The organism is Paenibacillus terreus, assembly GCF_042138595.1.
In the GTDB taxonomy this organism is placed as follows: Bacteria; Bacillota; Bacilli; order Paenibacillales; family Paenibacillaceae; genus Paenibacillus; species Paenibacillus terreus.
Genome location: NZ_JBHIRX010000009.1, coordinates 224710 through 246694, shown reverse-complemented (window position 1 = coordinate 246694; position 21985 = coordinate 224710). Strand labels below are relative to the sequence as shown.

Annotated in this window: 19 protein-coding genes and 1 other annotated feature; of the genes, 7 read left to right on the top strand and 12 right to left on the bottom strand. The window is 52.1% G+C overall.

Going from position 1 to position 21985, the window contains the following annotated elements:
* The gene (locus ACE5KN_RS17810) at window positions 1–795 is read right to left on the bottom strand and encodes an ABC transporter permease (protein ID WP_375526710.1); all 795 of its coding nucleotides are present in this window, start codon (window positions 793–795) and stop codon (window positions 1–3) included.
* Window positions 788–1834 (bottom strand): ABC transporter ATP-binding protein, encoded by a 1047-nt coding sequence (locus ACE5KN_RS17805; protein WP_375526711.1) that lies wholly within the window; start codon window positions 1832–1834, stop codon window positions 788–790. Before ACE5KN_RS17805 ends, ACE5KN_RS17810 begins: the two co-directional genes overlap by 8 nt.
* Window positions 1835–1917: 83 nt before the next feature.
* Here ACE5KN_RS17805 and ACE5KN_RS17800 point away from each other — a divergent pair, with 83 nt between their 5' ends.
* Complete coding sequence (locus ACE5KN_RS17800) at window positions 1918–2997, top strand: LCP family protein (RefSeq protein ID WP_375526712.1); 1080 nt, start codon at window positions 1918–1920, stop codon at window positions 2995–2997.
* Between the two features lie 207 nt (window positions 2998–3204).
* Entirely contained in the window at window positions 3205–4521 is a 1317-nt protein-coding gene (locus ACE5KN_RS17795) for a glutamate-1-semialdehyde 2,1-aminomutase (RefSeq protein ID WP_375526807.1), read from the top strand.
* Between the two features lie 149 nt (window positions 4522–4670).
* On the opposite strand, the gene ACE5KN_RS17790 is transcribed toward ACE5KN_RS17795, so the two are convergent.
* A complete protein-coding gene (locus ACE5KN_RS17790) occupies window positions 4671–6131 on the bottom strand; it encodes an aminotransferase-like domain-containing protein (protein WP_375526713.1) in 1461 nt (486 codons plus the stop codon).
* A 78-nt stretch (window positions 6132–6209) separates the two neighbouring features.
* Here ACE5KN_RS17790 and ACE5KN_RS17785 point away from each other — a divergent pair, with 78 nt between their 5' ends.
* Both ACE5KN_RS17785 and trpS read left to right on the top strand, forming a co-directional pair.
* Window positions 6210–7175 carry a DMT family transporter gene (locus ACE5KN_RS17785; RefSeq protein ID WP_375526714.1) on the top strand — a complete coding sequence of 322 codons (966 nt, stop codon included), beginning with the start codon at window positions 6210–6212 and terminating at the stop codon, window positions 7173–7175.
* A 49-nt stretch (window positions 7176–7224) separates the two neighbouring features.
* Window positions 7225–7493, top strand: a binding site (T-box leader).
* Between the two features lie 165 nt (window positions 7494–7658).
* On the top strand, window positions 7659–8648 hold the full coding sequence (gene trpS, locus ACE5KN_RS17780) for a tryptophan--tRNA ligase (RefSeq protein ID WP_375526715.1): 990 nt from the start codon (window positions 7659–7661) through the stop codon (window positions 8646–8648).
* 420 nt (window positions 8649–9068) lie between these two features.
* Here the strand turns inward: trpS and ACE5KN_RS17775 are convergent, their stop codons facing one another.
* The 3 genes from ACE5KN_RS17775 to ACE5KN_RS17765 form a co-directional block, all read right to left on the bottom strand.
* On the bottom strand, window positions 9069–9962 hold the full coding sequence (locus tag ACE5KN_RS17775; protein ID WP_375526716.1) for a class I SAM-dependent methyltransferase: 894 nt from the start codon (window positions 9960–9962) through the stop codon (window positions 9069–9071).
* 93 nt (window positions 9963–10055) lie between these two features.
* Window positions 10056–10457: an RrF2 family transcriptional regulator gene (locus ACE5KN_RS17770; RefSeq protein ID WP_375526717.1), complete on the bottom strand. Its 402-nt coding sequence runs from the start codon at window positions 10455–10457 to the stop codon at window positions 10056–10058.
* 86 nt (window positions 10458–10543) lie between these two features.
* Window positions 10544–11416, bottom strand: coding sequence for a LysR family transcriptional regulator (locus ACE5KN_RS17765; protein ID WP_375526718.1), 873 nt, complete (start codon window positions 11414–11416; stop codon window positions 10544–10546).
* Between the two features lie 188 nt (window positions 11417–11604).
* Between ACE5KN_RS17765 and ACE5KN_RS17760 the strand changes: the two genes are divergently transcribed.
* The 3 genes from ACE5KN_RS17760 (at window position 11605) to ACE5KN_RS17750 (ending at window position 15760) form a co-directional block, all read left to right on the top strand.
* Complete coding sequence (locus tag ACE5KN_RS17760; RefSeq protein ID WP_375526719.1) at window positions 11605–13002, top strand: MFS transporter; 1398 nt, start codon at window positions 11605–11607, stop codon at window positions 13000–13002.
* 217 nt (window positions 13003–13219) lie between these two features.
* The gene (locus ACE5KN_RS17755; RefSeq protein WP_375526720.1) at window positions 13220–15253 is read left to right on the top strand and encodes a Na+/H+ antiporter; all 2034 of its coding nucleotides are present in this window, start codon (window positions 13220–13222) and stop codon (window positions 15251–15253) included.
* A 111-nt stretch (window positions 15254–15364) separates the two neighbouring features.
* Window positions 15365–15760 carry a VOC family protein gene (locus tag ACE5KN_RS17750; RefSeq protein ID WP_375526721.1) on the top strand — a complete coding sequence of 132 codons (396 nt, stop codon included), beginning with the start codon at window positions 15365–15367 and terminating at the stop codon, window positions 15758–15760.
* Window positions 15761–15827: 67 nt separating this feature from the next.
* On the opposite strand, the gene ACE5KN_RS17745 is transcribed toward ACE5KN_RS17750, so the two are convergent.
* From ACE5KN_RS17745 to ACE5KN_RS17720, 6 genes are all read right to left on the bottom strand, one after another.
* Window positions 15828–16220 (bottom strand): sensory rhodopsin transducer, encoded by a 393-nt coding sequence (locus ACE5KN_RS17745; RefSeq protein WP_375526722.1) that lies wholly within the window; start codon window positions 16218–16220, stop codon window positions 15828–15830.
* A gap of 73 nt (window positions 16221–16293) precedes the next feature.
* Window positions 16294–17328 (bottom strand): glycoside hydrolase family 88/105 protein, encoded by a 1035-nt coding sequence (locus ACE5KN_RS17740; protein WP_375526808.1) that lies wholly within the window; start codon window positions 17326–17328, stop codon window positions 16294–16296.
* Between the two features lie 50 nt (window positions 17329–17378).
* Window positions 17379–18641: a rhamnogalacturonan acetylesterase gene (locus tag ACE5KN_RS17735; protein ID WP_375526723.1), complete on the bottom strand. Its 1263-nt coding sequence runs from the start codon at window positions 18639–18641 to the stop codon at window positions 17379–17381.
* A gap of 52 nt (window positions 18642–18693) precedes the next feature.
* Window positions 18694–19533, bottom strand: a complete 840-nt coding sequence (locus ACE5KN_RS17730; RefSeq protein WP_375526724.1) for a carbohydrate ABC transporter permease — start codon at window positions 19531–19533, stop codon at window positions 18694–18696.
* Between the two features lie 3 nt (window positions 19534–19536).
* Window positions 19537–20445, bottom strand: a complete 909-nt coding sequence (locus ACE5KN_RS17725; protein ID WP_375526809.1) for a carbohydrate ABC transporter permease — start codon at window positions 20443–20445, stop codon at window positions 19537–19539.
* Window positions 20446–20593: 148 nt separating this feature from the next.
* The gene (locus ACE5KN_RS17720) at window positions 20594–21886 is read right to left on the bottom strand and encodes an ABC transporter substrate-binding protein (protein ID WP_375526725.1); all 1293 of its coding nucleotides are present in this window, start codon (window positions 21884–21886) and stop codon (window positions 20594–20596) included.
* Between the last annotated feature and the right edge of the window lie 99 nt (window positions 21887–21985).

Below are 21985 nucleotides of genomic sequence, written 5' to 3'. Positions count from 1 at the left end.
TCAACCTCCCTGTATGAACAGGCGCCGCCGCGCCATCCGCCAGATCAGCACCATCGGCACGAGCAGAATGGCAAACCACAGGACCTGTATGCCAAGCACATGCCAGATGCCCACACCCTGAATGCGTCCGGTGAAGACCGAGCCCGGCAGATAGGTAATGGCCTGAAATGGCAGCCACTGCGAAACCGCGGCCAGCCAGCCCGGGAAAAAGCTGATCGGCAGAATGAGGCCGGAAAACAGATCGACCACGACCCGCTTCATGCGCATCATGCCTTCGTTGTTTTCCACGAAAAAAGCGGCCAGTCCTGTAATCACATTGATCTGGGAGTTGATGAGAAAGCTGAAAAACAGCATGACCAGAAAGCCAACCCACGCCGCAGGGTCGGACGGCAGCCGGATCGGGAACAGCAGCATCGCAATCGCCATGCCCGGAATCATGAAGAGCAGAAAGCGGAACATGCCCTCGCCGAGACCCTGCATCATTTTGACCAGCACATAGTTATAAGGCCTGATGATCTGAACAGCGATATTTCCGTCCCGGATGTCTGTCGAGATTTCCCTGTCCAGGTTGTTGAAATAAAAGGCCCGTGCCATCCAGGATACGGCCACATAGGTTGTCATCTGCATGCTTGTAAACCCGCCGATGCTGTCCCCCTCTCCGTAGATCGCCATATACGTGAAGTAGTAAACGCCGATATTCAGCGTATAGATTAAAATGCCGGAGTAATAGTTCACCCGGTAAGCCAGCATCGTCAGAAACCGGATACGGATAAAATCACCATAGGCGCTAAGCATGGGTACCAGCCCCCACGAGAACCTTCTCCCCGTCCTTGCGCTCGGCTGAGCCGGACTGATAAATGCTGCGGACGATATCATCGGTATTCGTTTCAATAATCTTGATATCCGTAATGTCCGTGCGGCCCACCACGCTGGCCAGGACGTCGGATACATTCAGCTCAAGCGGGATCCACACCTTGGCCTCAAGTTCGTTCTCGGCGGACCATTGCAGAGGCATACCGGTGGTCCACTGCTCCAGCAGCGCTTGGGCCGTAGGTTTCCCGAATTGGAAGTGGACCTCCCGACCGGTGCCCCATCTGGCTTTCAGCTCATCCAGGCCGCCATCATAGATAATCCGTCCGTCATCCAGCATGATGACACGCGAGCATAACGCTTCGATGTCCTGCAGATCGTGAGTTGTCAGCAGAATCGTCGTGCCATGCTCACGATTCATGTCTTTCAGAAACTCCCGGATTTCGGATTTCACGACAATGTCGAGGCCGATGGTCGGCTCATCCAGAAACACGATGGACGGGTTGTGCAGCAGCGCGGCCACCAGCTCACAGCGCATCCGCTGGCCGAGGCTCAGCTTGCGCACAGGACGGTTCAGCAGCTCCTGCAGCTGCAAGCGCTCCACCAGCTCGTCCAGCCGCCGTTTGAAATCAGCTTCCGGCACCTGATATACTTTGCGCAGCAGCTGAAATGACTCAATGACGCCGATATCCCACCACAGTTGACTGCGCTGGCCGAAGACCACCCCGATATTGCGGACGAATTTCTCGCGCTCTTCGTAGGGCACATAACCGCCCACCTTCAAGCGACCGGATGTCGGGACCAGTATTCCCGTCAGCATTTTGATGGTTGTTGATTTTCCGGCCCCGTTCTCCCCGATGTAACCGCAAATTTCGCCCTGCGGAATCTGAAAGGAGATATCTTTTACAGCCGCAACTTCCCGGTACTCACGCTTAAACAAATCAAGAAAGGCACCCTTCAGGCCTTCACGATTTTTCTGAACCTGAAACGTTTTGCGCAAATCTTCTACATCTATCGCTAGCATAAATTACCTCGCTGTATAATTGATTGTGGCCCAAAAAGAAATTATAATGTAATGAATTGAAAAGCGAAAGGGAGAAGCTCATTATGACCAGGAAGACCAAAAGGACGATCTGGACCTTCGTAGCCGTAGTTCTGGCGTCGGTTATCGGCTTTTCGGCCTATTATTTTACTTCTATTTATAACCAACTGGATCAGCTGCAGAAGACAGGGGAAGCTTCCCCATTCCACAATATCGAGAAAGTAGACAAGACGGTAACTCCCGACCCGCCCAAATGGGAAGGCACCGAGCCTGTGAACATTTTGCTGATGGGTGTCGATGCGCGCGGAACAAGCAAAGGTGAAGTTCCACGTTCCGACAGTATGATGGTGGTTTCGCTGGACCCGGAACAGAAGAAAATCCGCCTCTTCTCCCTTCTCCGTGATACCTATACGGAGATTCCCGGTTATGGAACCAACCGTATCAATACGGCCATAACCCATGGCCCGAATACGGCGATGCAGGCGGCCGGCGACCTGCTGGGCATACCGGTGCAGTATTATGTGTACACGGATTTCCAGGGCTTTATCAAGCTGGTGGACGCCATTGGCGGTGTGGATTTTGAAGTGGAAAAGGATATGCACTATGTGAGCAAGGCGGACAATCACGAATACGATATTGATCTGAAAAAAGGCATGCAGCATCTGGATGGAACAACAGCGCTGCAATATGTCCGTTTCCGGCATGACGCCTTGTCAGACTTTTCCCGTACCAGTCGGCAGAGAGCATTCCTGGAAGCTGTAGCCGACAAAATGCAGACAACAACAACGTTAGCCAAGCTGCCGAGCATTCTGGAGCAGGTGAATCCGTATATTGACACCAATCTGACCGTTACCGATATGCTGAAGCTGGCTGGTGTCGGATACCAGAGCAGCTTTGCGGGCAGTGAACAGGTGCCTCCGATGAACATGCTCAATGAAGAGAAAATCGGCGGCGCCGCCGTACTGACAGTCAAAAATTCCGATAAATTGAAAGAGTATGTGCAGGAACTCATGAACAATGTACCTTCATCAGAAGAAGCGGAAAACGGGCAGGACGGTAAGACAGGCAATTCATCCACCGCCGACACAGACACGAATCCCTCCTCTTCGGGGAGAGGCAGCGGTTCAAGCGGAAGAGAGCTTTAATTAAAGGCGGAAGGCAGCCCACGGGCTGCCTTTTTTGCTTTGGTCAATTTGGCAAATGAGAGAATCCTGCTGGACACCGGAGGAACGGGTACCCGGCTATAGGATATGTCACGCTATGTTGGATGCAAGTCTGGTATAATGAACAAGCATGTAATATGCAGTTTTAATTACACACCAATTAAGAGTAAGAAAGGATTTTTACATATGATGAACCGGAAAACATCTGAAGCCTTGTATCAGGAGGCTCTTGAGCATATTGTCGGAGGCGTGAACAGCCCTTCCCGCTCCTTCAAGGCGGTAGGCGGCGGGGCTCCCGTATTTATGGAGAAGGCGCAGGGCGCCCACTTCTGGGATGCGGACGGCAACAAGTATATCGACTATCTGGCTGCCTACGGGCCCATCATTACCGGCCACGCCCATCCCCATATTACCCGGGCCATTGCCGAAGCCGCAGCCAATGGAGTGCTGTACGGGACGCCGACCGCGCTGGAAATCAAGCTGGCCCGCATGCTGAAGGAAGCCATTCCTTCCATGGACAAGGTCCGCTTCGTCAACTCCGGCACTGAAGCGGTCATGACAACGATCCGTGTAGCGCGTGCCTATACGAAACGCAACAAAATCATTAAATTCGCCGGCTGTTACCATGGCCATTCGGATCTCGTGCTTGTGGCCGCAGGCTCGGGGCCTTCCACGCTGGGCATTCCGGATAGCGCCGGCATTCCCGTCAGCATCGCCAATGAGGTCATTACCGTTCCGTTCAATGATCTGGACGGTCTGCGCCAAGCGCTGGAGCGTTGGGGCGAGGACGTGGCTGCTGTCATGGTTGAGCCGATCGTGGGCAATTTCGGCATGGTGATGCCGAAGCCCGGCTTCCTGGAAGGGCTGTGCCGTATGGCCCGCGCCAATGGCTCGCTCGTCATTTACGATGAGGTCATCACTGCCTTCCGCTTCCATTATGGCTCCACCCAAACCTACGCGGGTCTGGACAACCTGGACGCCATTCAGCCGGACTTGACGGCCCTAGGCAAAATCATCGGCGGCGGACTGCCCATTGGCGCCTACGGCGGCAGCAAGCAGGTGATGGAGCAGGTCGCACCGCTCGGTCCAGCCTATCAGGCAGGCACGATGGCGGGCAATCCCGCTTCGATCTCGGCAGGCATCGCCTGTCTGGAGGTGCTGCAGGGCGAAGGGGTGTATGAGGAAATGGAACGTCTGGCTGCGAAGCTTACGGACGGATTGCAGGCCTCCGCGGAGCGCCATGGGGTGCCCATGACCATCAACCGGATCCGCGGAGCGTTCTCGACTCACTTCTGCGATCACCCGGTAACGAACTATGAGGAGGCACAGGATACGGACAGCGAGGCGTTCGCCGCCTTCTTCCGCCATATGCTGAACCGCGGCATCAATCTGGCTCCTTCCAAGTATGAAGCATGGTTCCTGACGACAGCCCATACGGACGCCGACATTGACGCCACACTGGAAGCGGCCGACGAGTCGCTCCGCCTTGTGGCGCAAGGGAAATGAACCCATGAAATAAGCCAACTTCAAGGGCTATCCACACATGACAAGAGACGGTTCTCCAACGAGAATCGTCTTTTTGTCTTTTCTGCCTTTGAAGCAGTATAGCAGTACGTCCGCAGCCTCGGAATCAAAGTACGCTTGATTGCGCCCGACTACCCTTTTTTCCTGTTGAGCCGTTTCAGTTCTTCGTAGATGGCCAGCATCCCTCTTTCCACCTGGGACTCATGCACATTCGAAATATTCAGCCGCAGCAGTGGAATGACAGATGCTTCGTCCACAAAATTACGATCCGCCGTTTCAGCAATCACTCCTCTCTTCAACAGCCCGGACAACAGAGCTTTGCGTGAAAGGTTCGCGGGCAGCGGCAGTACAGTATGCTCCCCGCCGTTGCGCGGCGCCTCGGCGAATGCCGGAGCTGACGAAAGCCGGTCCAGCATTCCGTTCAAAACCTCCATTCTCGCGTAGTATTTGTCACGGATGCCCCGCCGGTGGCGGTCAAACATGCCGCTGCGGATGTAAATCTCAAGCGCCGCCTGGGACAAAGCGGAGCTGTCGATATCCAGCAGGCTCTTGTAATGGCCGAAGCTGCCGGCCAGCTCCGGTGGGAGCACAGCAGCCCCCAGGCGCAGGCCGGGAAAAATAATTTTGGAGAAGCTCTTCAGATAGACGACCCTGCCGCTGCGGTCATAGGCATACAGCGGGTCCCTTTTGCCATCCGTGTCCAGATCCGCCAAATAGTCGTCCTCCACAATGTAGCTGTCATAATGCAGCACCATCTCGGCGAGCTGTTTCTTCTCGGCTGCGGTCAGCGATACGCCGATGGGATTATGAAAACGCGGCATGAGGTAGACGAACTTGATCGTTTTCGTGCTTAACAGTTGTTCCAGTCCGTCCATATCCAGCCCGTTCATATGGCGAGTGATTGCATAACATGGAACCTGCAGCCCTTTGAGGAGAGGGACCATGTTGTGATATCCGGGATTCTCGACGATGACTTCCCTCCCCTGGTTTGGAAAAGGCATGGCAGCCAGAATTGCCAACGCCTGCTGAACCCCTGAGGTGATGAAGATTTGCTCCCTGCGGGTAAACACCTGGTGGTCAGCAAGCCGTTCCTGCAGCAAAGCCCTCAAGGAAGGCAGCCCCTGCGGCGTGCCGTAAACGAACAAATCGCTGCGGTAGCTGTCGATCGCCTTGTTGATGCAGTGCTGAAAATCGATATATGGAAATATTCGCGGATCAGGAGCGACGGACGCAAAATCCAGCGGGGCCGTCTCATCGTCAGGATTGAAACGTGAATCGGATGAGCCGATGACCGCGTAATAACCGCTTTTCGGAAGGCTGTATACGAGATGCTGCTTCTCCAGTTCCTCATAAGCCTTAATGACGGTACTTTTGCTGCATTGGTATTTATCCGCCAGCTCGCGTACAGAAGGCAGTTTTATGCCTTCACTGCTGCGCTTTAAGCGGCGGTTCATAATTTCGGCTTTCAGATCAGCGGCAATGGCGGCATATTTCAGCGCACCTTGCCCGCCGTTTTCCCCGGATACTTCACTTTTTACTATTGACCCTCCCATCTGTACCGGTACAGTATCTATATATTTGTATTGTAGCACCTTTTCTTACTCCTTTATATTGGTAAAGCTAACATCACTTCAAAGCTTTATCCAAGCTACACTATTCAGGAGGTCATCATGAACAACGCACGTTCCGGCTCCGGAGCCGCATATTTGGCGGCCTTGTTATTTGCATCCATTATCGGATTTTCGTTTTTATTCGTTAAGCTTACCGTCAGCAGAGCAGATCCGCTCGATGTACTGGCCCACCGGTTCGCCTTGACTTTTATCGTGCTTACGATACCGGTTTTGGCAGGCTGGATGCGGGTCAAGGTAAGCCGCAAAGACATTTGGCGTCTGCTTCCGCTCGGGCTGTTCTCCCCTGTGCTGTTTTTTACATTCCAGACCTTCGGATTGCTCAGCACTTCCTCATCCGAGGCGGGCATTATTCAGGCGACGACGCCTGTGTTCACGCTGCTGCTGGCATCGATCCTGTTGAAGGAAAAAACAACGGCTGTTCAGAAGCTCTCCCTGCTGCTGTCAGTTGCCGGTGTGATCTTCATCTTCGCCATGAAAGGCGGGACCCAGCTATCCACCGCCAATCTCGGGGGCATAGCTTTGATTATGCTGTCGGCGTTATGCTTTTCCGCATATAGTGTACTGGCGCGGCCCTTGTCGCAAAAATACGCTCCCCTGGAAATTACGTATGTGACGGTTACGATGGGCTTTGTCGTCTTTAATATTCTCTCTTTGGGAAAACATTTCGCCGCAGGAACAATTACAGCCTATACGGAGCCGCTGGCAAGCCCTGTATACCTGGGAGCTATCGCTTACCTTGGCATCGCTTCGACTCTCGTTACTACATTGCTGTCCAGCTTTGCGCTTTCCCGCATTCAGGCGTCCAAAATGAGCGTATTCAGCAATTTTTCCACATTGGTATCCATCATGTCGGGGGCCCTGCTGTTGAAAGAGGAGCTTTATTATTATCACATTGTGGGGGCAGCAGCTATTATTATCGGTGTTCTCGGTACCAGTCTCGGTGGGGCAAGGAAACCGTCCGGAAAAGAGGAAGGCCAAAGCAGCGCTTCGGCTACAGCAGACTGAAATTAGGAGTGGATATCATCATCGGATCATTATATACTGAGGAAAATCATGTACAGCGTTGATGAAGAGAAGTAGGTGCGGGAAGGATCTGCAGAGAGCCGGCGGAAGGTGCAAGCCGGTGTTCCGCTTGCATTGAAATGGGCTTCGGAGCTCCAAGCTGAACAGCTGCTTCCGGCAGCGGTAGGCGAGGCGGGATCGTCCACCCGTTAACAAGGGACACGGTATCGGCGAATCCGGAAGGCTTCTCCCGTACCCGCGAGAGGGCTGCTCAGGCAGCCAAGCAAGGTGGCACCGCGAAGCGAAGGCTTCGTCCTTGGGTTCTGTTATTTTCACATGAAAATGACACGCTCAGGGACGGAGTCTTTTTTGCATTGGGTGCACATCGGGAACAGCGGCAAATGACTTGAAAGGAGGTGGTGGCCATGGAGGAAGGCTGGTGGTGGTGGAAGTTGATCATAAATATTCATTCAGGGAGGAATTGCAATGACAAGCGATATTATTCTAACCGGAGACCGGACGACCGGCAAGCTTCACCTTGGCCACTATGTGGGAAGCCTGCGCAGCCGCGTTGAGCTTCAGCATGTGTACCCTACTTTCATTCTGCTCGCCGATGTGCAGGCACTCACCACGCATTTTGAACGTCCCGGACTGATTGCGGACAGTGTGAGACAGGTCGCACTCGACTATTTGGCCGTCGGGATTGATCCCGAGCGGGCCAACCTGTTCATCCAGTCCATGATTCCGGAAATTGCGGAGCTGACCCAATATTTCTCCATGTTTGTTACCGTCAATTCGTTGCGTCACAATCCGACGGTAAAGAATGAAGCCAAGGAACGAGGTTATAATGACTTGTATTACGGATTTCTGGGCTATCCCGTGAGCCAGGCGGCAGACATTGCTTTCTGCAAGGCAACCCTTGTTCCGGCGGGGGAAGATCAGATTCCGCATATCGAGCAGGCTCGTAAAATAGTGCGCCGCTTTAACGAGCTTTACCGTCCTGTCTTGAGGGAGCCACGTATCCTGACCGGCGGCAGGCTGACCGGCCTGGACGGAGGCAGCAAGATGAGCAAAAGCCTGGGCAACGCCATGTACCTTGACTCTTCCCGTGAAGAGGTTGAGCTGAAGCTGGCCAAGGCCAAAACGGACCCGGCACGCGTTCGAAAGGATGACCCGGGCCATCCGGATATTTGCCCGGTATATGAATATCACCGGCACTTCAGACCGGAGCAGTGCGCAGACATCCATGAGCTGTGCTCCAAAGGCGGGATCGGCTGCACGGATTGCAAAAAGCTTGCCGCCCAGGCAGTCAATGAGCTGCTGGAGCCCATCCGGGAGCGGCGCATCAGCCTTGCCGGCAGGATGAATCATATCGATGAAATCCTTGTGGAAGGCACACGCAAAGCACGCGCCGTTGCCCGCGAGACAATGTCCGAGGTGCGTGAGGCGATGGGGATCAATTATTTCGGAGGTTGAAGCCGTCTGATTTGTTCAGCGAAAAAATTCAAGGTCTGCCCCAAAAGTTATACAAGCGCTTTGGAGCAGACCTTTTTTCGTTTATATCCACACTTGCGTCATATTAACTCTTGCACAAGATAACTTGTCACCCTTATACTTTTAAAGTTTCCCGCAAAAGCCCAAATTTCCGAGCCGATATTGCACCCGCCGGAAATCTAACGGTCGTTGCAGCTGCTATTTTACGAAAAAAGACCTATTCTAAATTTTAACGGTTGTGCTCGCCGTTATTTGCCTTAATCTAGGCGAAAATCTCATGGTTAAGCGCAATAAGCGCAATGGTGACCGTTATAATTTGAAATCAACGTTTTTGGAATCAATAGCGAATGTGGCAACCGTTAAACGGTTATGTGGTTAGCCTAGTTGTAGGGCTAATTTCTTTTAGCCCCGTTTACTGTACATATTTTGATCACGGGTTTGAATAAGCACTTTGCCGAAACGTCCTCCCTGCTGGAAAACGACCTTGTTATCCGGGTAAGCCTGGTGCAGATAATCTGTAACGATACCCCGAGCACGTTGATCATCGGGCTGCTGGTGTACACGGAGCATGGCCATTACCTCATAAACAGCCTCTTCCATGGACATTTCAACGCTTTTCATTTCACGGGTAACAAGAGAGGTATAGGAATATCCCTTCAGATAAAGGAGCTGCAGCAGATAATACATCTCGGAATTCCCTTGCTCTCTTCTCCGGCCTGTGATGAGAGGTATGATTTCATCCAGCAGTCCATGCTCGGTGCCGCCTGCAGCCATGCTGATATAACAGAAGCGGCTGGCACAGCTGATCAGGTTCTCTACTCTTTGCCAATCGCCGGCGGCCGGGACCATGGAGGCAAACACGATATCAAATGCATTTTTCCAGCCCGCAGCTTCAAGATCAATCGCTTCAAAGGTGTCCCGCACCAAATTTATACTTCCGGGTTCCAGCCTGGCGGCATTTTCAAGCAGCAAATCGGACAGCGGAACGTTGGGTTCCACAGCTGTAACTGTCGCACCGCGCTCGGCAAAAGGAATCGAGAAGCCGCCCGACGCCGCGCCTACATCCAGCACGGAAGCTCCCGCAAAATTGACACCCTGATTCTCCAGCCAGCCGATAATCCTCTCTGTTCTCCGGATTCCCTCCTCGCTGAACACCTGCTTGTTAAATTCCTTGGCTTTGTGGTCAAAGCTGCGTGCGGGGTCCACTCCCGCTTTTTTCGTTCGATTGGCAAACGAATCCGGATCGTTCTTCCATGCTTCCTCCCAGTATTGCGCGTCAAGTATTTCCTTTGTCATAAAGATCATCCCTTTCTTGTTTGTGTAGAACCCGGCATATCATTACTATAAAGGATTCACTATATCTATGATTAAACCGACAAAAGCGGCGGATTATGACCCCGCCTTGAATTGTTCCGCCAAATCGGCGATTTTCTTGCTGTCCAAAAATTGCTCCAGCTGCTGCTCGGCCTGTGCCACAACCTGCTGAACGAGACACTCGCTGCCGTGATCCAGGCTGCACTCAAACATGGAGGCAGTTCCTTCAATCGCATGGATAACATCCAAGAAAGAGATATCATCCCAGTTGCGCCGCAGGCGATACCCTCCGTTTGCACCTGAAACGGATTGAATCAGCCCTGCCTTGACCAGCTTGGTGAGCATTTTGGACAGGTAGGTTTGAGAAACTCCCATCCTCTCGGCCAAAACAGCTACGCCCACAGGTTTGTCCGGCGCGGCCGCCACCAGATAGAGCATTACATGCAGCGCGTAGTCGGTTGCTTGTGAATATTTCATAGGTCACACCTTCAATAAAGACTTTATGAGTCTATAATAACCCCATTCATCCATTTTATCAAGTCTCGTGTTCCATAAGTGAGCATTTAATGTTTTTTGTAATATTGGATCAAGAAGTGCTGAAAATCACGGGCGGCGAGCGATAAGTAGCGATTTTCGCATGAAGCTATAGTGAATGTCCGCTGCGAACCCGGAATTGACAGCAATGCTACCGGCGATTCATCGCTTTTGCAGGCCGGGACCAAGGCAACACCCAGCCCAGCCTGCACCAGACTCATCAAAGCGGACGGCTCTTCCACCTCACAGACAATCTCCGGGCGTATTCCCGCCTTGCGGCGCAGTTCCTCATTCTTTGCCCTGAATGGATGGCCTTCCTTGTATTCGATGAACGATTCCTGTCCCGTCTCTTGCAGCGTGATGCTCTCTCTCCCTTCCAGCCGGTGTCCCGGGGGAACGGCCAGATAGAGGTCGGCATGCAGAACGGGTATTTCCTCTATACCAGGCTGGTTAAGCGCCGCTCCCGTAAAGCAGAGATCCACCTCCCCTTTATTCAGAAGATTCGCCATATCTCCAGTAGCCGAAGGGGCAATTTGCAAAATGCGAAAATTGACCTCCGGATGCTGCTCACGAAACCGCTTGATCGGACCGGTTAAACGGCCCAGTGCATTGGTCGCGACTGATATTTTTCCACGGTCCGCCCCCGCCAGATCGGATAACTCTCTTTTGCCTTCCTCCAGTGCATAAAGTGCCTCATCAACCTTCGTTAGAAACGCTCTGCCGTACTCGTTTAATTGAATTTGCCGATTGCGGCGGTCGAACAGCGGCATCCCCAATTCATCCTCCAGCCTGGCGATCGTCTTGCTGAGTGCCGGCTGGGCGATCCTCAGTTCCTCCGCAGCTTTAGTCATGTGCTCCATTCTGGCTACCTTTTGAAAATACCTCAGCTGCAGCAGCTCCAAGTGGCATTCCTCCAATATTAATATACTAAAGGTTATGAATGTATACATTAAAATATATTTTTAATTATGTAATTTCAATTGTAATATAAGTGGCAGCAGAGCGAAAGATACGATTTCACTTCTTTAGATAGGAGATGTTTATAAATGCCTCAGTTCGAAAAAAAGAGGGCTGAATGGAGGATAATTCAATGAATACCATGGGGACAGATATACAATCAGGAATCAGATTAATGCGCGTTTTGGCCTTTACTATGGTCATTTCAGTTATGAACGCGACCATGTTCAATATCGTACTGCCGCAAATGAAAGAGGAATTGGGGATATCGGTGACGCAGGTAAGTTGGGTGTTCTCCTTTTACACCCTTTTTTATGCCGTTGGAGTGGCGATCTTCGGAAAACTGGCCGATAAGTACAGTCTTAAGTCCCTGCTCACCTTCGGTCTGGCCGTGTTGGCTCTCGGATCACTGATCGGCTTGTCAGCACAGGCCTTCTGGATGGTGATTGTCGGGCGCATTCTTCAGGCAGCCGGCGCTTCCATCATACCTGTCATGGCCATGCTCATCCCCATCCGCTACTTCCCGCCTGAAAACCGGGGAAGGGCGCTCGGGATATCGGCCACCGGACTCGCACTGGGCAACGCGGTAGGGCCGGTCGTTTCCGCGCTGGTGGTCGGCGCCTTCCATTGGCGGTGGTTGTTCGCCATACCGCTGCTAATGGTATTCATGCTGCCGTTTTACCGTAAGTATCTGACGGATGAACAGCCCAAGGGAGGACGGGTGGATTGGCTTGGAGGAAGTCTGCTTGCCGCCTCAATCGCCTCCTGTGTTCTTGCGGTAACGCAAAGCAGCTGGGGATTAGGTGCGGGAAGCGCCTTGCTGTTGGTATGCTTTATCCTGCGCGTTCGGACAGCAGCGGATCCTTTTATCCGGTTGGATCTTTTCCGCAATAAAGGTTATACGTTGGGGTTGATTACTGCCGTCATCGTGATGAGCATCGGCTTTTCGCTGCCATATCTTACGCCACAGCTGTTAGCTGATGTGCAGCAGCTTTCGCCGGCCTGGATCGGTTTTACCATGGTGCCTGCGGCACTTGTTACCGCCATTCTGGGGAAACAGGGAGGCAAACTTGCGGATACGAGGGGCAATTCATTTTTATTTACTGCCGCATCGCTTCTGCTGCTGCTATGTTTTGCGCTGCTGGCGTTATTTACGGGGGCTCCTGCGCTCCTGATCGCCTGCTTTCTGATTTTCGGGACGCTGGGGCAGGCTTTTATGCAAATCGCCTTGTCCAACTCTATTTCCGGAACGCTCCCCAGGGAACGAGCCGGAGTCGGCATGGGCCTGCTGTCCATGATCAATTTCCTTTCAGGCACCGTCTCTACCCTGGTTTACAGCAAAGTCCTTGACCATGGAGCCGGGACGGCCTGGAACCCGTTCAATTCTTTTACCGGCACATTCGTGTTCAGCAATATTTATCTCATCTTATTCGCTCTGTATGTCGTGCTCCTCGTGATCTATCGGCTTTATTTGAAAAGACATCTGATTGCCCCCGGACAGATGAAAGAAGGAGCATTATCCAGGTTTTAGCCGGCAACCGGTACAAGTATCAGATTGAAAAATTTAGAGACCCTCGCAAATGAGGGTCTTTTTATGGTTATAGAATTACCGGCCCTCATATTCAGTTCATATTGAGTTCATAATAGTCCTCTATACTTACTCCGTATAACAATGGCAAACCTCCATAAAATAAGCATCCTAACCAAATAAATTAGACTTCCAGTAGAATTCGCTTAGGAGGAACAACGTGGAAATATTAATGACCATCATATTACTGCTTGTATGTCTGGTGATTTCAAATATCATCAGTCACTATGTGCCTTTCATCCCTACCGCCTTGACTCAGATTATTTTGGGGATCGTCATTGCATTCATACACCAGGATTTCCATCTTGAGATCGAAACCGAATGGTTCTTGCTGCTCTTCGTTGCTCCGCTCGTGTACAACGACGGCAGACATTTTCCGAGAGATGAGCTGTGGAAAATGCGGGCGCCGATTTTCGGAAATGCCATCGTTCTGGTGCTGTTGACAACGATCTGCGGGGGATACTTTATTCATTGGATGATTCCCGACATTCCTATTGCCGCAGCCTTTGCCCTAGCCGCCATTCTGTCACCCACAGACCCTGTTGCGGTGAATGGCATCGCCAAGCGTGTTCATCTTCCAGAGAACGTATTGAATCTGGTGCGAGGAGAATCACTGATCAACGATGCTTCCGGGCTTGTAGCTTTTAATTATGCGGTAGCGGCGGTTGTCACAGGTTTTTTTTCACTGCGTGAAGCGATTTTCAACTTTTCATATATGTTTATCGCAGGGGCATTCCTGGGATTCGCGCTCAGCTTACTGATGACGTGGGTCCGGTATGCCTTGCGCAAAAATGGGATCAGCGATGTCACTTTGCATTCTTTACTTCAATTATTGACACCTTTCCTTATCTATATTGTTACTGATGAGATGCTGCACGCTTCCGGAGTCATTGCGGTTGTTGTAGGTGGAATTGTTCATTCTTTGCTCCGGGAGAGAGCCGAGCCTATGCAGGCGGAGGAACAGGTTCTAACGGAAAACACTTGGACAACGGTGTTGTTTATCCTGAATGGAGCGGTATTCCTGTTGCTCGGCCTGATTATTCCGCCATCCATTCGTTCGACTGTCGAAAATCCAAACATTCATAATGCTCTTGCGATCGGGTATGTCCTGGCGATCGGGACAGCAATATTGGCCATCCGCTTCATCTGGTCGTACTTATTTTCTTATTATGAGTATCGTTTCAAAAGGAAGGGAAACGCAGCCAAACCCACGGCCAGAATGGCATTATTGGTTAGTTTCACAGGTGTTCGAGGCGCTGTGACGATGGCCGCAGTATTGTCTATTCCGTTTATGATCGAAAGCGGGGAAGCATTCCCTGAACGGTCCCTGATCATCTTTTTGGCGGCAGGTGTTATTTTGTTTACTTTGATCGCAGCCACCGCGTTTCTCCCCTTGATAAGCAAAGGAGAGACATCCGAAGGGGAGTCATCCAATTATTTGGATATCAATGCAGCCAAGAGCAGACTGCTGCTGGCGGCGATGAAGAAGATCCGCTTAGAAACGAACGAAGACAATGAAACCGCGGCATATCAATTGATGGATGAGTATAAGAAGTCCTTCAAGCAAACGAGTTTCGAGCTGAATTCGAAGGATAAAGACAACAAAGAATTTGTGCAAAAAATAAGGGAAGTCCAGCTAATGGCTCTAAAAGCAGAGAGAAAATACATTGAAGATGCGTTCGCTAAAGGAGAAATGGACGAGGAGTTATTCCAGTTCTTCATGAAAGCCCACGAACTTCGTGGAGAGGCTCTTTCCAGAAATTCGAGATCCAGATTTAGATTCCTCGTCGGGAACGTCTTCCGAGAATGGAAGCATTCGACCGGTAAGGATCGTCGAAACCGTAATAAGGACCGAATGGCCCAACGTCTGGCAGGAAGGGAAATCCAATTGAGAGCCTCGCAAGCAGCTCTGGAATATCTGGAAGCCATTACGAAAGAACGCAAGGATGCCAATATCATTTATCCCGTCATTTTCGATTACAAGCAAATGATCGATCGTTTAAAAGGGCCCTCCCAATTTAATGAAGCCGTTGAAGCGCAAAAAGAAGAGCTGCGAATCGGTGTAATGGACGTGGAACGTGCGGAGATTCACCGTATGTTCAAGGACGGAGAGATCAGCAACGAGCAAGCAAAAGACTTGAGAAGAATGATCAATTACATCGAGAGCGCAACGCTTCACGAGCATGCGGAATAAGACGGCACGGGTCTCCTGTCTATGATCAATTTTCTTACGGGAACCATCTCAACGCTGGTCTACATTGTGTTAGAATAAAATACCTGATAAGAATTGAGATGAGGTGTAGAAATGACTGCTTTAGGGTCTCAGAGCATTAATGTCATTACTCTGTTCGTTGAGGATCTGCATGCTTCAAAGTCGTTTTATCAAGAGGTCTTCGGCCTTTCCGCCGTCTATGAAGACGATAACTCCGCCGTATTTGACTTCGCCAATATGAGCATTAATTTGCTTGTCATTCCCGCCGCGAAGGGGCTTATAGCACCCGAGGCAGTTGCAAGCCGTGAAGCCGGGTCGCGCTTCCAGTTCACTATCCGTATAGACGCCGTGGATGCTGTCTGTGCCGAATTGAAGTTACGCGGTGTCGCTCTTCTTAACGGCCCTATGGACAGGCCATGGGGAGTGCGCACCGCCAGCTTCGCCGATCCAGACGGACATATTTGGGAGATCGCGCAGCAATTGATTTAATAGAAGGGAGAGCCCCAGACCAATAGGCCCTTCGAGGCTCCCCTTATGCTTTTGCAGCTATATTATTTCACTTATCCGCCGGATAGGCCATCACACTCATCAAGGCCAGCTCCGGTTGGGTTGTATCGAGCCTGCTGTACTGAACGAACACCGGCACATCGCTCTCAACCGTGATCGCGTAAGGCACTGCCTCCGGAATCCGTTCGCCATCCTTCGCAAGCGACGAGGTTCGGATATGGCGGGTCCGCTTCCCCTCAACGATTTCCTCAATTCCTTCCAGCGGCTCACGGTCCTCGAAATAAATATGAATCCGCAGCTGTGCCGCCTCATCCTCGCAGTTCAGAACACAGATGCTCTCATGGCTCACCAGTTCTCCGCTGCTGTCCGGCGGAATGTAGCCGTCAGGGATGACCCAGAAGCAGCTTCCCTTGTTCTGCTTGTTCAATGCTCCAGCATTCATGCTCACGCCTCCTTTGCCTTACCGAAAACTTTGCCTCATCCCAAATACCCGCCGTCATGCAAATACCCAGTCATCATCCAAAAGGATTTTCTTTCGTGCGCAGCAGCTCCGCCAGAAACGCCAGCGCAAGACCCTGGCCCCAGCCTTGAATCCGCTTGTAAGGCACTTCCCGGTAGCCGTCGATATCGTTCATGACGGCCGTTCCTGCCGACACGCCTGTAACTGTACCGTCCTCCTTGATGCGGGACAGAATGCCGTCAATGGCCTTCTGCGAATATTTATTGTACAGCCGGCCCTGCATCAGCAGCGCCGTTGCAATGCCCGCTGAGCCCGAAACTTCCAGATAGGAGGTCTCGTCATCCAGAACCGTATGCCACAGGCCTTCCGGCGACTGCAGACGGACAAGGGCACTCATTTGATCGCGCAGAGATCCGGCGATGATCATATAGGACGGATGCTGCACCTCGATCAGCTTCAGCGCTTTGGCCATCGTCAAGGCCGCCCAGGAATTGCCGCGTGCCCAATACATGCCGGACATATGATTCTGGTTCACATGGTCCCAGCCATGATAATACAGATTCGTATCCGGGTCCTGCAGAAATTCCTCGTGGCCGTGATACTGCTTCAGGCCGTCGTCGAAGTATTCCTTATTGTCCAGCAAATGACCGATTCTAAGCAGGTAATACCCGGCCATAAACATCGTATCCACCCACGCCTGCTGCGGAAACACATCATGCAGCGAATTGACCGTATGCTGGAAAATGCCATCCGCGAACCGCTCCGCCTTGTGGGCCAAAAATTCGGCCATTTCCTTGGCAATATTCAGATACGTCTCGTCATTGGTCGCCTGATACAGCGTCAGCAGGCAGTGTCCAATGGACACCCCGTTCACCGACAGCTTCGGCAGACCGTCCTCGATATTTTCATCCACCCAAGCCTTCAGCTTGTGCAGGTATTCCTCCTTCCCCGTGGCATCATATGCTTCGCACACCCCGTAAAATGCCACCCCGCCGGGCCAGTCCCAGCTGAAATCCATATTAAAGGTTCTTTCTACCACCCGATCAATGACCTGTCTTACATGCTCCTCTTCAAAAACAAGTGCCGGCATTTCCAACAGCTCCTTCCGTTCATTAATCTGCATCAGTGTATAACTCCCTGTTATCTCAAATACATCAGCAAAGGCTGAAGACGAAGCTCGCGCACGGCCTCTGCCACCAGCACCGCAATCCTGGCCGCACCCGTCTCCTGAAAATGGGTGTTATCCTCTGTCCCGGCGGGAAAATTCAAATATTCCCCCGGCAGCGTCCACATAAACAGCTCCTTGCTGCCCTCCGGCCCGGCTTGCTCCAGCAGGGCGCGTGTTTTCTCCGCCAGATCGATCAGCGGCACGCCGCATTCCCCGGCCAATTCCCGCACGGCAGGTATGTACTCCCCATGCGTGTCCAGCAGACGTCCCTCTTCGTCAAAATATCTCCGCTGCACCGGTGTAATCAGAATCGGGTGAGCCTGCACCGCCCGGGCAGCATCAATATATCTGCGCAAATATTCCTTATACGTCGTATGCGCATCCGTGCTCCGCTGCGGATCGGCCTTCTCATCGTTATGCCCGAACTGGATCAGCAGAAAATCGCCCGCCTTCAAGCGGGTCAGCAGCGCATCCAGCCGGCCTTCTTCAATAAAGCTGCGCGAGCTCCTGCCTGAAACCGCGTGATTGTCCACACATACATCATGCTTGAACAGAGCGGGCAGCATCTGTCCCCAGCCTGCGTACGGATAACCGGAAGCAGGCTGATCCGTGACGGTGGAGTCGCCCGCCAGAAAGAGGGTCAGCGTCTGTGGAGCGGGCACGATTTCCAGCGCATTCACACGCGGCGCCTTGCCCAAAAAGGCCAGCCGCAGCATGCCCCCATATACCGGAACGGAGAAGCGATGCTCCACGAACTGCCCTGCAACCGTCCGGACGGGCGGAAGCATGCGTTTGCTGCCCCCCGCTTTGACCACCGTATGCGTATCTGCCAGCTCATCTCCGGCCAGCAGGGTCACCATATAGGTGCCATCTGGCAGATCAACACGGAAAACGGCGCCAAGAGGGATACAGAAGCTGGCCCGGAGACGTGTCCCCACCGCATCCCCTTCGGGGGCGGCCATACTGCCAGCCTCAGCTGTCATTCCCCAGTCATCCTGCAAACGCCGGTCTCGTCCGTAAACGCTTCCACCGGCTTCAAAGCCATACCCTTTATCTGCATTATACCTGCAGTCAGGCGTAACAGACCTATAACCCTCTGCCGCATCACCCGGCCCGAAGTCGAACCTCCAGCCTTCCGCCAGGCTTAGCTCCTGATCCCTATCCGCCTGCTTCCCAACCTGCTGCGCCTGCCCGCTGTCCAATGTCGGCAGGCCTGCCGCTTCCGCATTTTTCATTTCTGCTCTCCTTTCTTCACCCATATTCCTTCCAGGTTCAGCCGTTTACCTATTACCCCTTCAACCCGCTGGTGCTCATTCCTTCAACAATCTGCTTTTGGAATAAGAAAAATACGACAATGACCGGAACCAGACTCACGATGGACATGGCGAACATCCCGCCCCAGTTGGAGGCCGCTTCACTGTCGAGGAACATTTTCAGCGCCATGGATACCGTATATTTTTCCGGAGAGTTCAGATAGAGCACCGGTCCCAGCAGATCCTCCCATCTCCAGTAGAAGGAAAAGATAGCCGCTGTGGCAAGCGATGATTTCAGCAGAGGCAAAATAATTTGCGCATACAGCCGGAATTTGCCGCATCCGTCAATTGTGGCCGCCTCATCCAGTTCGCTTGGAATCGTGCGGATAAACTGGATCATCAGGAAGATGAAGAACGGCATCCCGAAAAAGGCGGGCACGACGATGGGCAGGATCGTATTCAGCCAGCCCAGCTTGGAAAAGATGACATACTGCGGCACAAGCACCACGTCATGCGGCAGCATCAGCGTCACCATCATGAGCGCAAACCAGAAGTTTCGCCCCCGGAAGCGTAGACGGGCAAAACCGAATGCGATCAGTGAAGAGGATATGACCGCCCCGATGGTCGAAATGACAACAAGCACAAGCGAGTTATAAATATACTTGCCGAAGCTGTAACCGGAGACACCCTGCCAGCCAATCGGGTAATTCTCCCACTTCCATTCTGCGGGCCACAGCGTGCCTGCCGTAACGAAAATGGTGCGGCTTTCCTTGAACGAACTGAACAGCATCCAGATCACCGGATAGAGCATCGCTATGGCCAGCGCGGCTACAAGCACATGGTAAAGAGGCCATTTGACCGTTTTCCAGACCATAATTCAGCGCCCCCTTTCCGTTTCGTAGAACACCCAATATTTAGAGGTTATGAACAGGACCGCCGTCAAAATCCCGATGATGATCAGCATCACCCACGCCATGGCGGAGGCATAACCCATGTTGTTAAACATGAACGCCTGGCGGAACAGATACAGCGAATAAAGCATCGTCCCGTCCAGCGGACCGCCTTCGCCTTTGGAAATGATATATGCCGGCACAAAGGTCATGAAAGCGCTGATCGTCTGCATGATCAGGTTGAAGAGTATGATCGGGCTGAGCAAGGGCAGTGTGATGCTGAAAAATTTGCGCACCGGACTGGCGCCGTCCACACTGGAGGCCTCGTACATCTCGTGAGGAATGTTTTTCAGTCCTGCCAGAAAAATAAGCATGGAGGACCCGAACTGCCATACAGACAGCGCGATCAGCATGACCAGGGCGGCGTCAGGATCCCCGAACCAGCGCACAGGACCTGCACCGAACAGCCCCAGCAGCTTGTTGATAATACCCTCGTTGCTGAAAATATTACGCCACATAATGGACACGGCCACGCTGCCCCCGATAATGGAAGGCAGATAATACATGGTCCGATAGGCCCCTACCATACGGGATTTTGTATTCAGAATCATGGCGATGAACAAAGCAAATATCAGTCTTAAAGGCACCCCGAGGAATACGTAAGTAAAAGTAACTCTAATAGAAGTCCAATATTTCGGATCGCCTGTAAACATTTTTTCGTAATTGCCCAGCCCTATCCAACGGGGCGAAGTGAACAGATTGTAGCTCGTAAAGGAAAGATACAGTGAAATGAGCATGGGAATGAACGTAAAAGCCAGAAAGCCGATGATGAACGGGCTAATAAAAGCATACCCTGTCAAATCTGCCCTGAGCATAGACTTGCGCGTCAAAAGCATCAACCTCCTTAAATGCGTCCGGCTCCCCGCGAGAGCCGGGCACACGGTATATCACGTTGTTTCGTACGGCGCATAAGGGACAGGCAGCGGACGTCTGTCCCCAAAGCCTGCCCTTCATGCGGAGCCGTGCTGTTGTTTATCCGTCAGACTACATATTGTTGGCCAGGATGCCATTCGCATCGGCGCGGAACTTGGCTGCCGCATCCTCAGGCGTCATTTGACCGAAACTGACCTGTTCCACATAGTCCGCCAGGGCTGCGATCACTTCAGGTGAACCAACCGGAGGCGGAGGGCTCATCGGCGAAGCCTTCGGCTCCATAGCGGCGACAAAGTCAAATACCTGCTGTGTCGGTTCACTCAGCTCAGATGCGATCGCTTCCTTGATCTTGCTGGAGATCGGCACGCCCCGCTCCCCCTTGATCAGCTTGTTGGCTTCCACATCATTGATGAAGAATTCGATAAACTTGGCCGCCTCTTCCTTCACTTTGGAGCTTGAGGCAATGGACCAGTACATCGAGGGCTGCATGTAGATTCCTTTTTCCATATCCGGACCGAACATCGGAGCCAGTTCCATCGGTTTGTCGGCTACCTGCTGCAATGCCACATATTGATTGGACCACTGCCATTCGCCGATGCCTTTGCCCTTTACAATCTGGTTCTCTTCCAGAATGCCTTTGGTCTGGCTAGTAATTTCCGGTGATGGTGTGCCGCCGTTCTTAATGTTCTCAGCCATCGCACCGAAGAAATCTACGAACAGCTTGTCGTCATCGTATCCCAGCGCGTTGCCTTCCGCATTGTACAGCGACAGGCCTTTGGTACGGAGGAAGTAATTGAAGAAAATATCCGGCTGCATGCCGCTATCGAAATATACACCTTTTGCCCCTGCCTGTTTGTTCAGCTCTTTGTACTGATCCCAGGTCCAGTTCTCCGGAATTTCCAGCCCGGTCTCCTTCAACTTGGCAGGATCATAATGATATCCCAACACATTGACCCCGGTAGGAATTCCATACTGCTTGCCTTCAACGATCCCCGTTTGCAAAACGTTTTCAGCCACATCTCCAAGCTGAATCGATTGGTTTACATAAGGCCCCAGATCCTCAAGCTGCCCGTTTTTCGCATACTGGGTGATATAAGACACGTCCATCTGGATGATGTCAGGCAGTTGATTGGCCGCCGCCTGTGGCGCGAGCTTTTTCCAGTAGTCGTCGAACAAGGCGTATTCCACGTCGATTTTCACGTTTGGATGCTTTTGCTTGTACAAATCGATAACCTTCTGCGTGTACTCATTGCGCTTATCCGACCCCCACCAGGCAATGCGCAGTGTAACCTGTCCATCACCTGAACTTTGCCCGGAATTATTGCCGCTTCCTCCCCCGCCACCGCAGGCTGCAGTCAGCATGAGCATGAGAACCATGACCGCCAAGAGACTCTTTTTCTTCATGTAGCTCTCCCCTTTTCGCCATAATTGTGGAGCCCAACCGATGTATCCCATAGTTATTTGTTAACGCTTTCATTTGCTCCTGGATGTATTGTCTCAAAT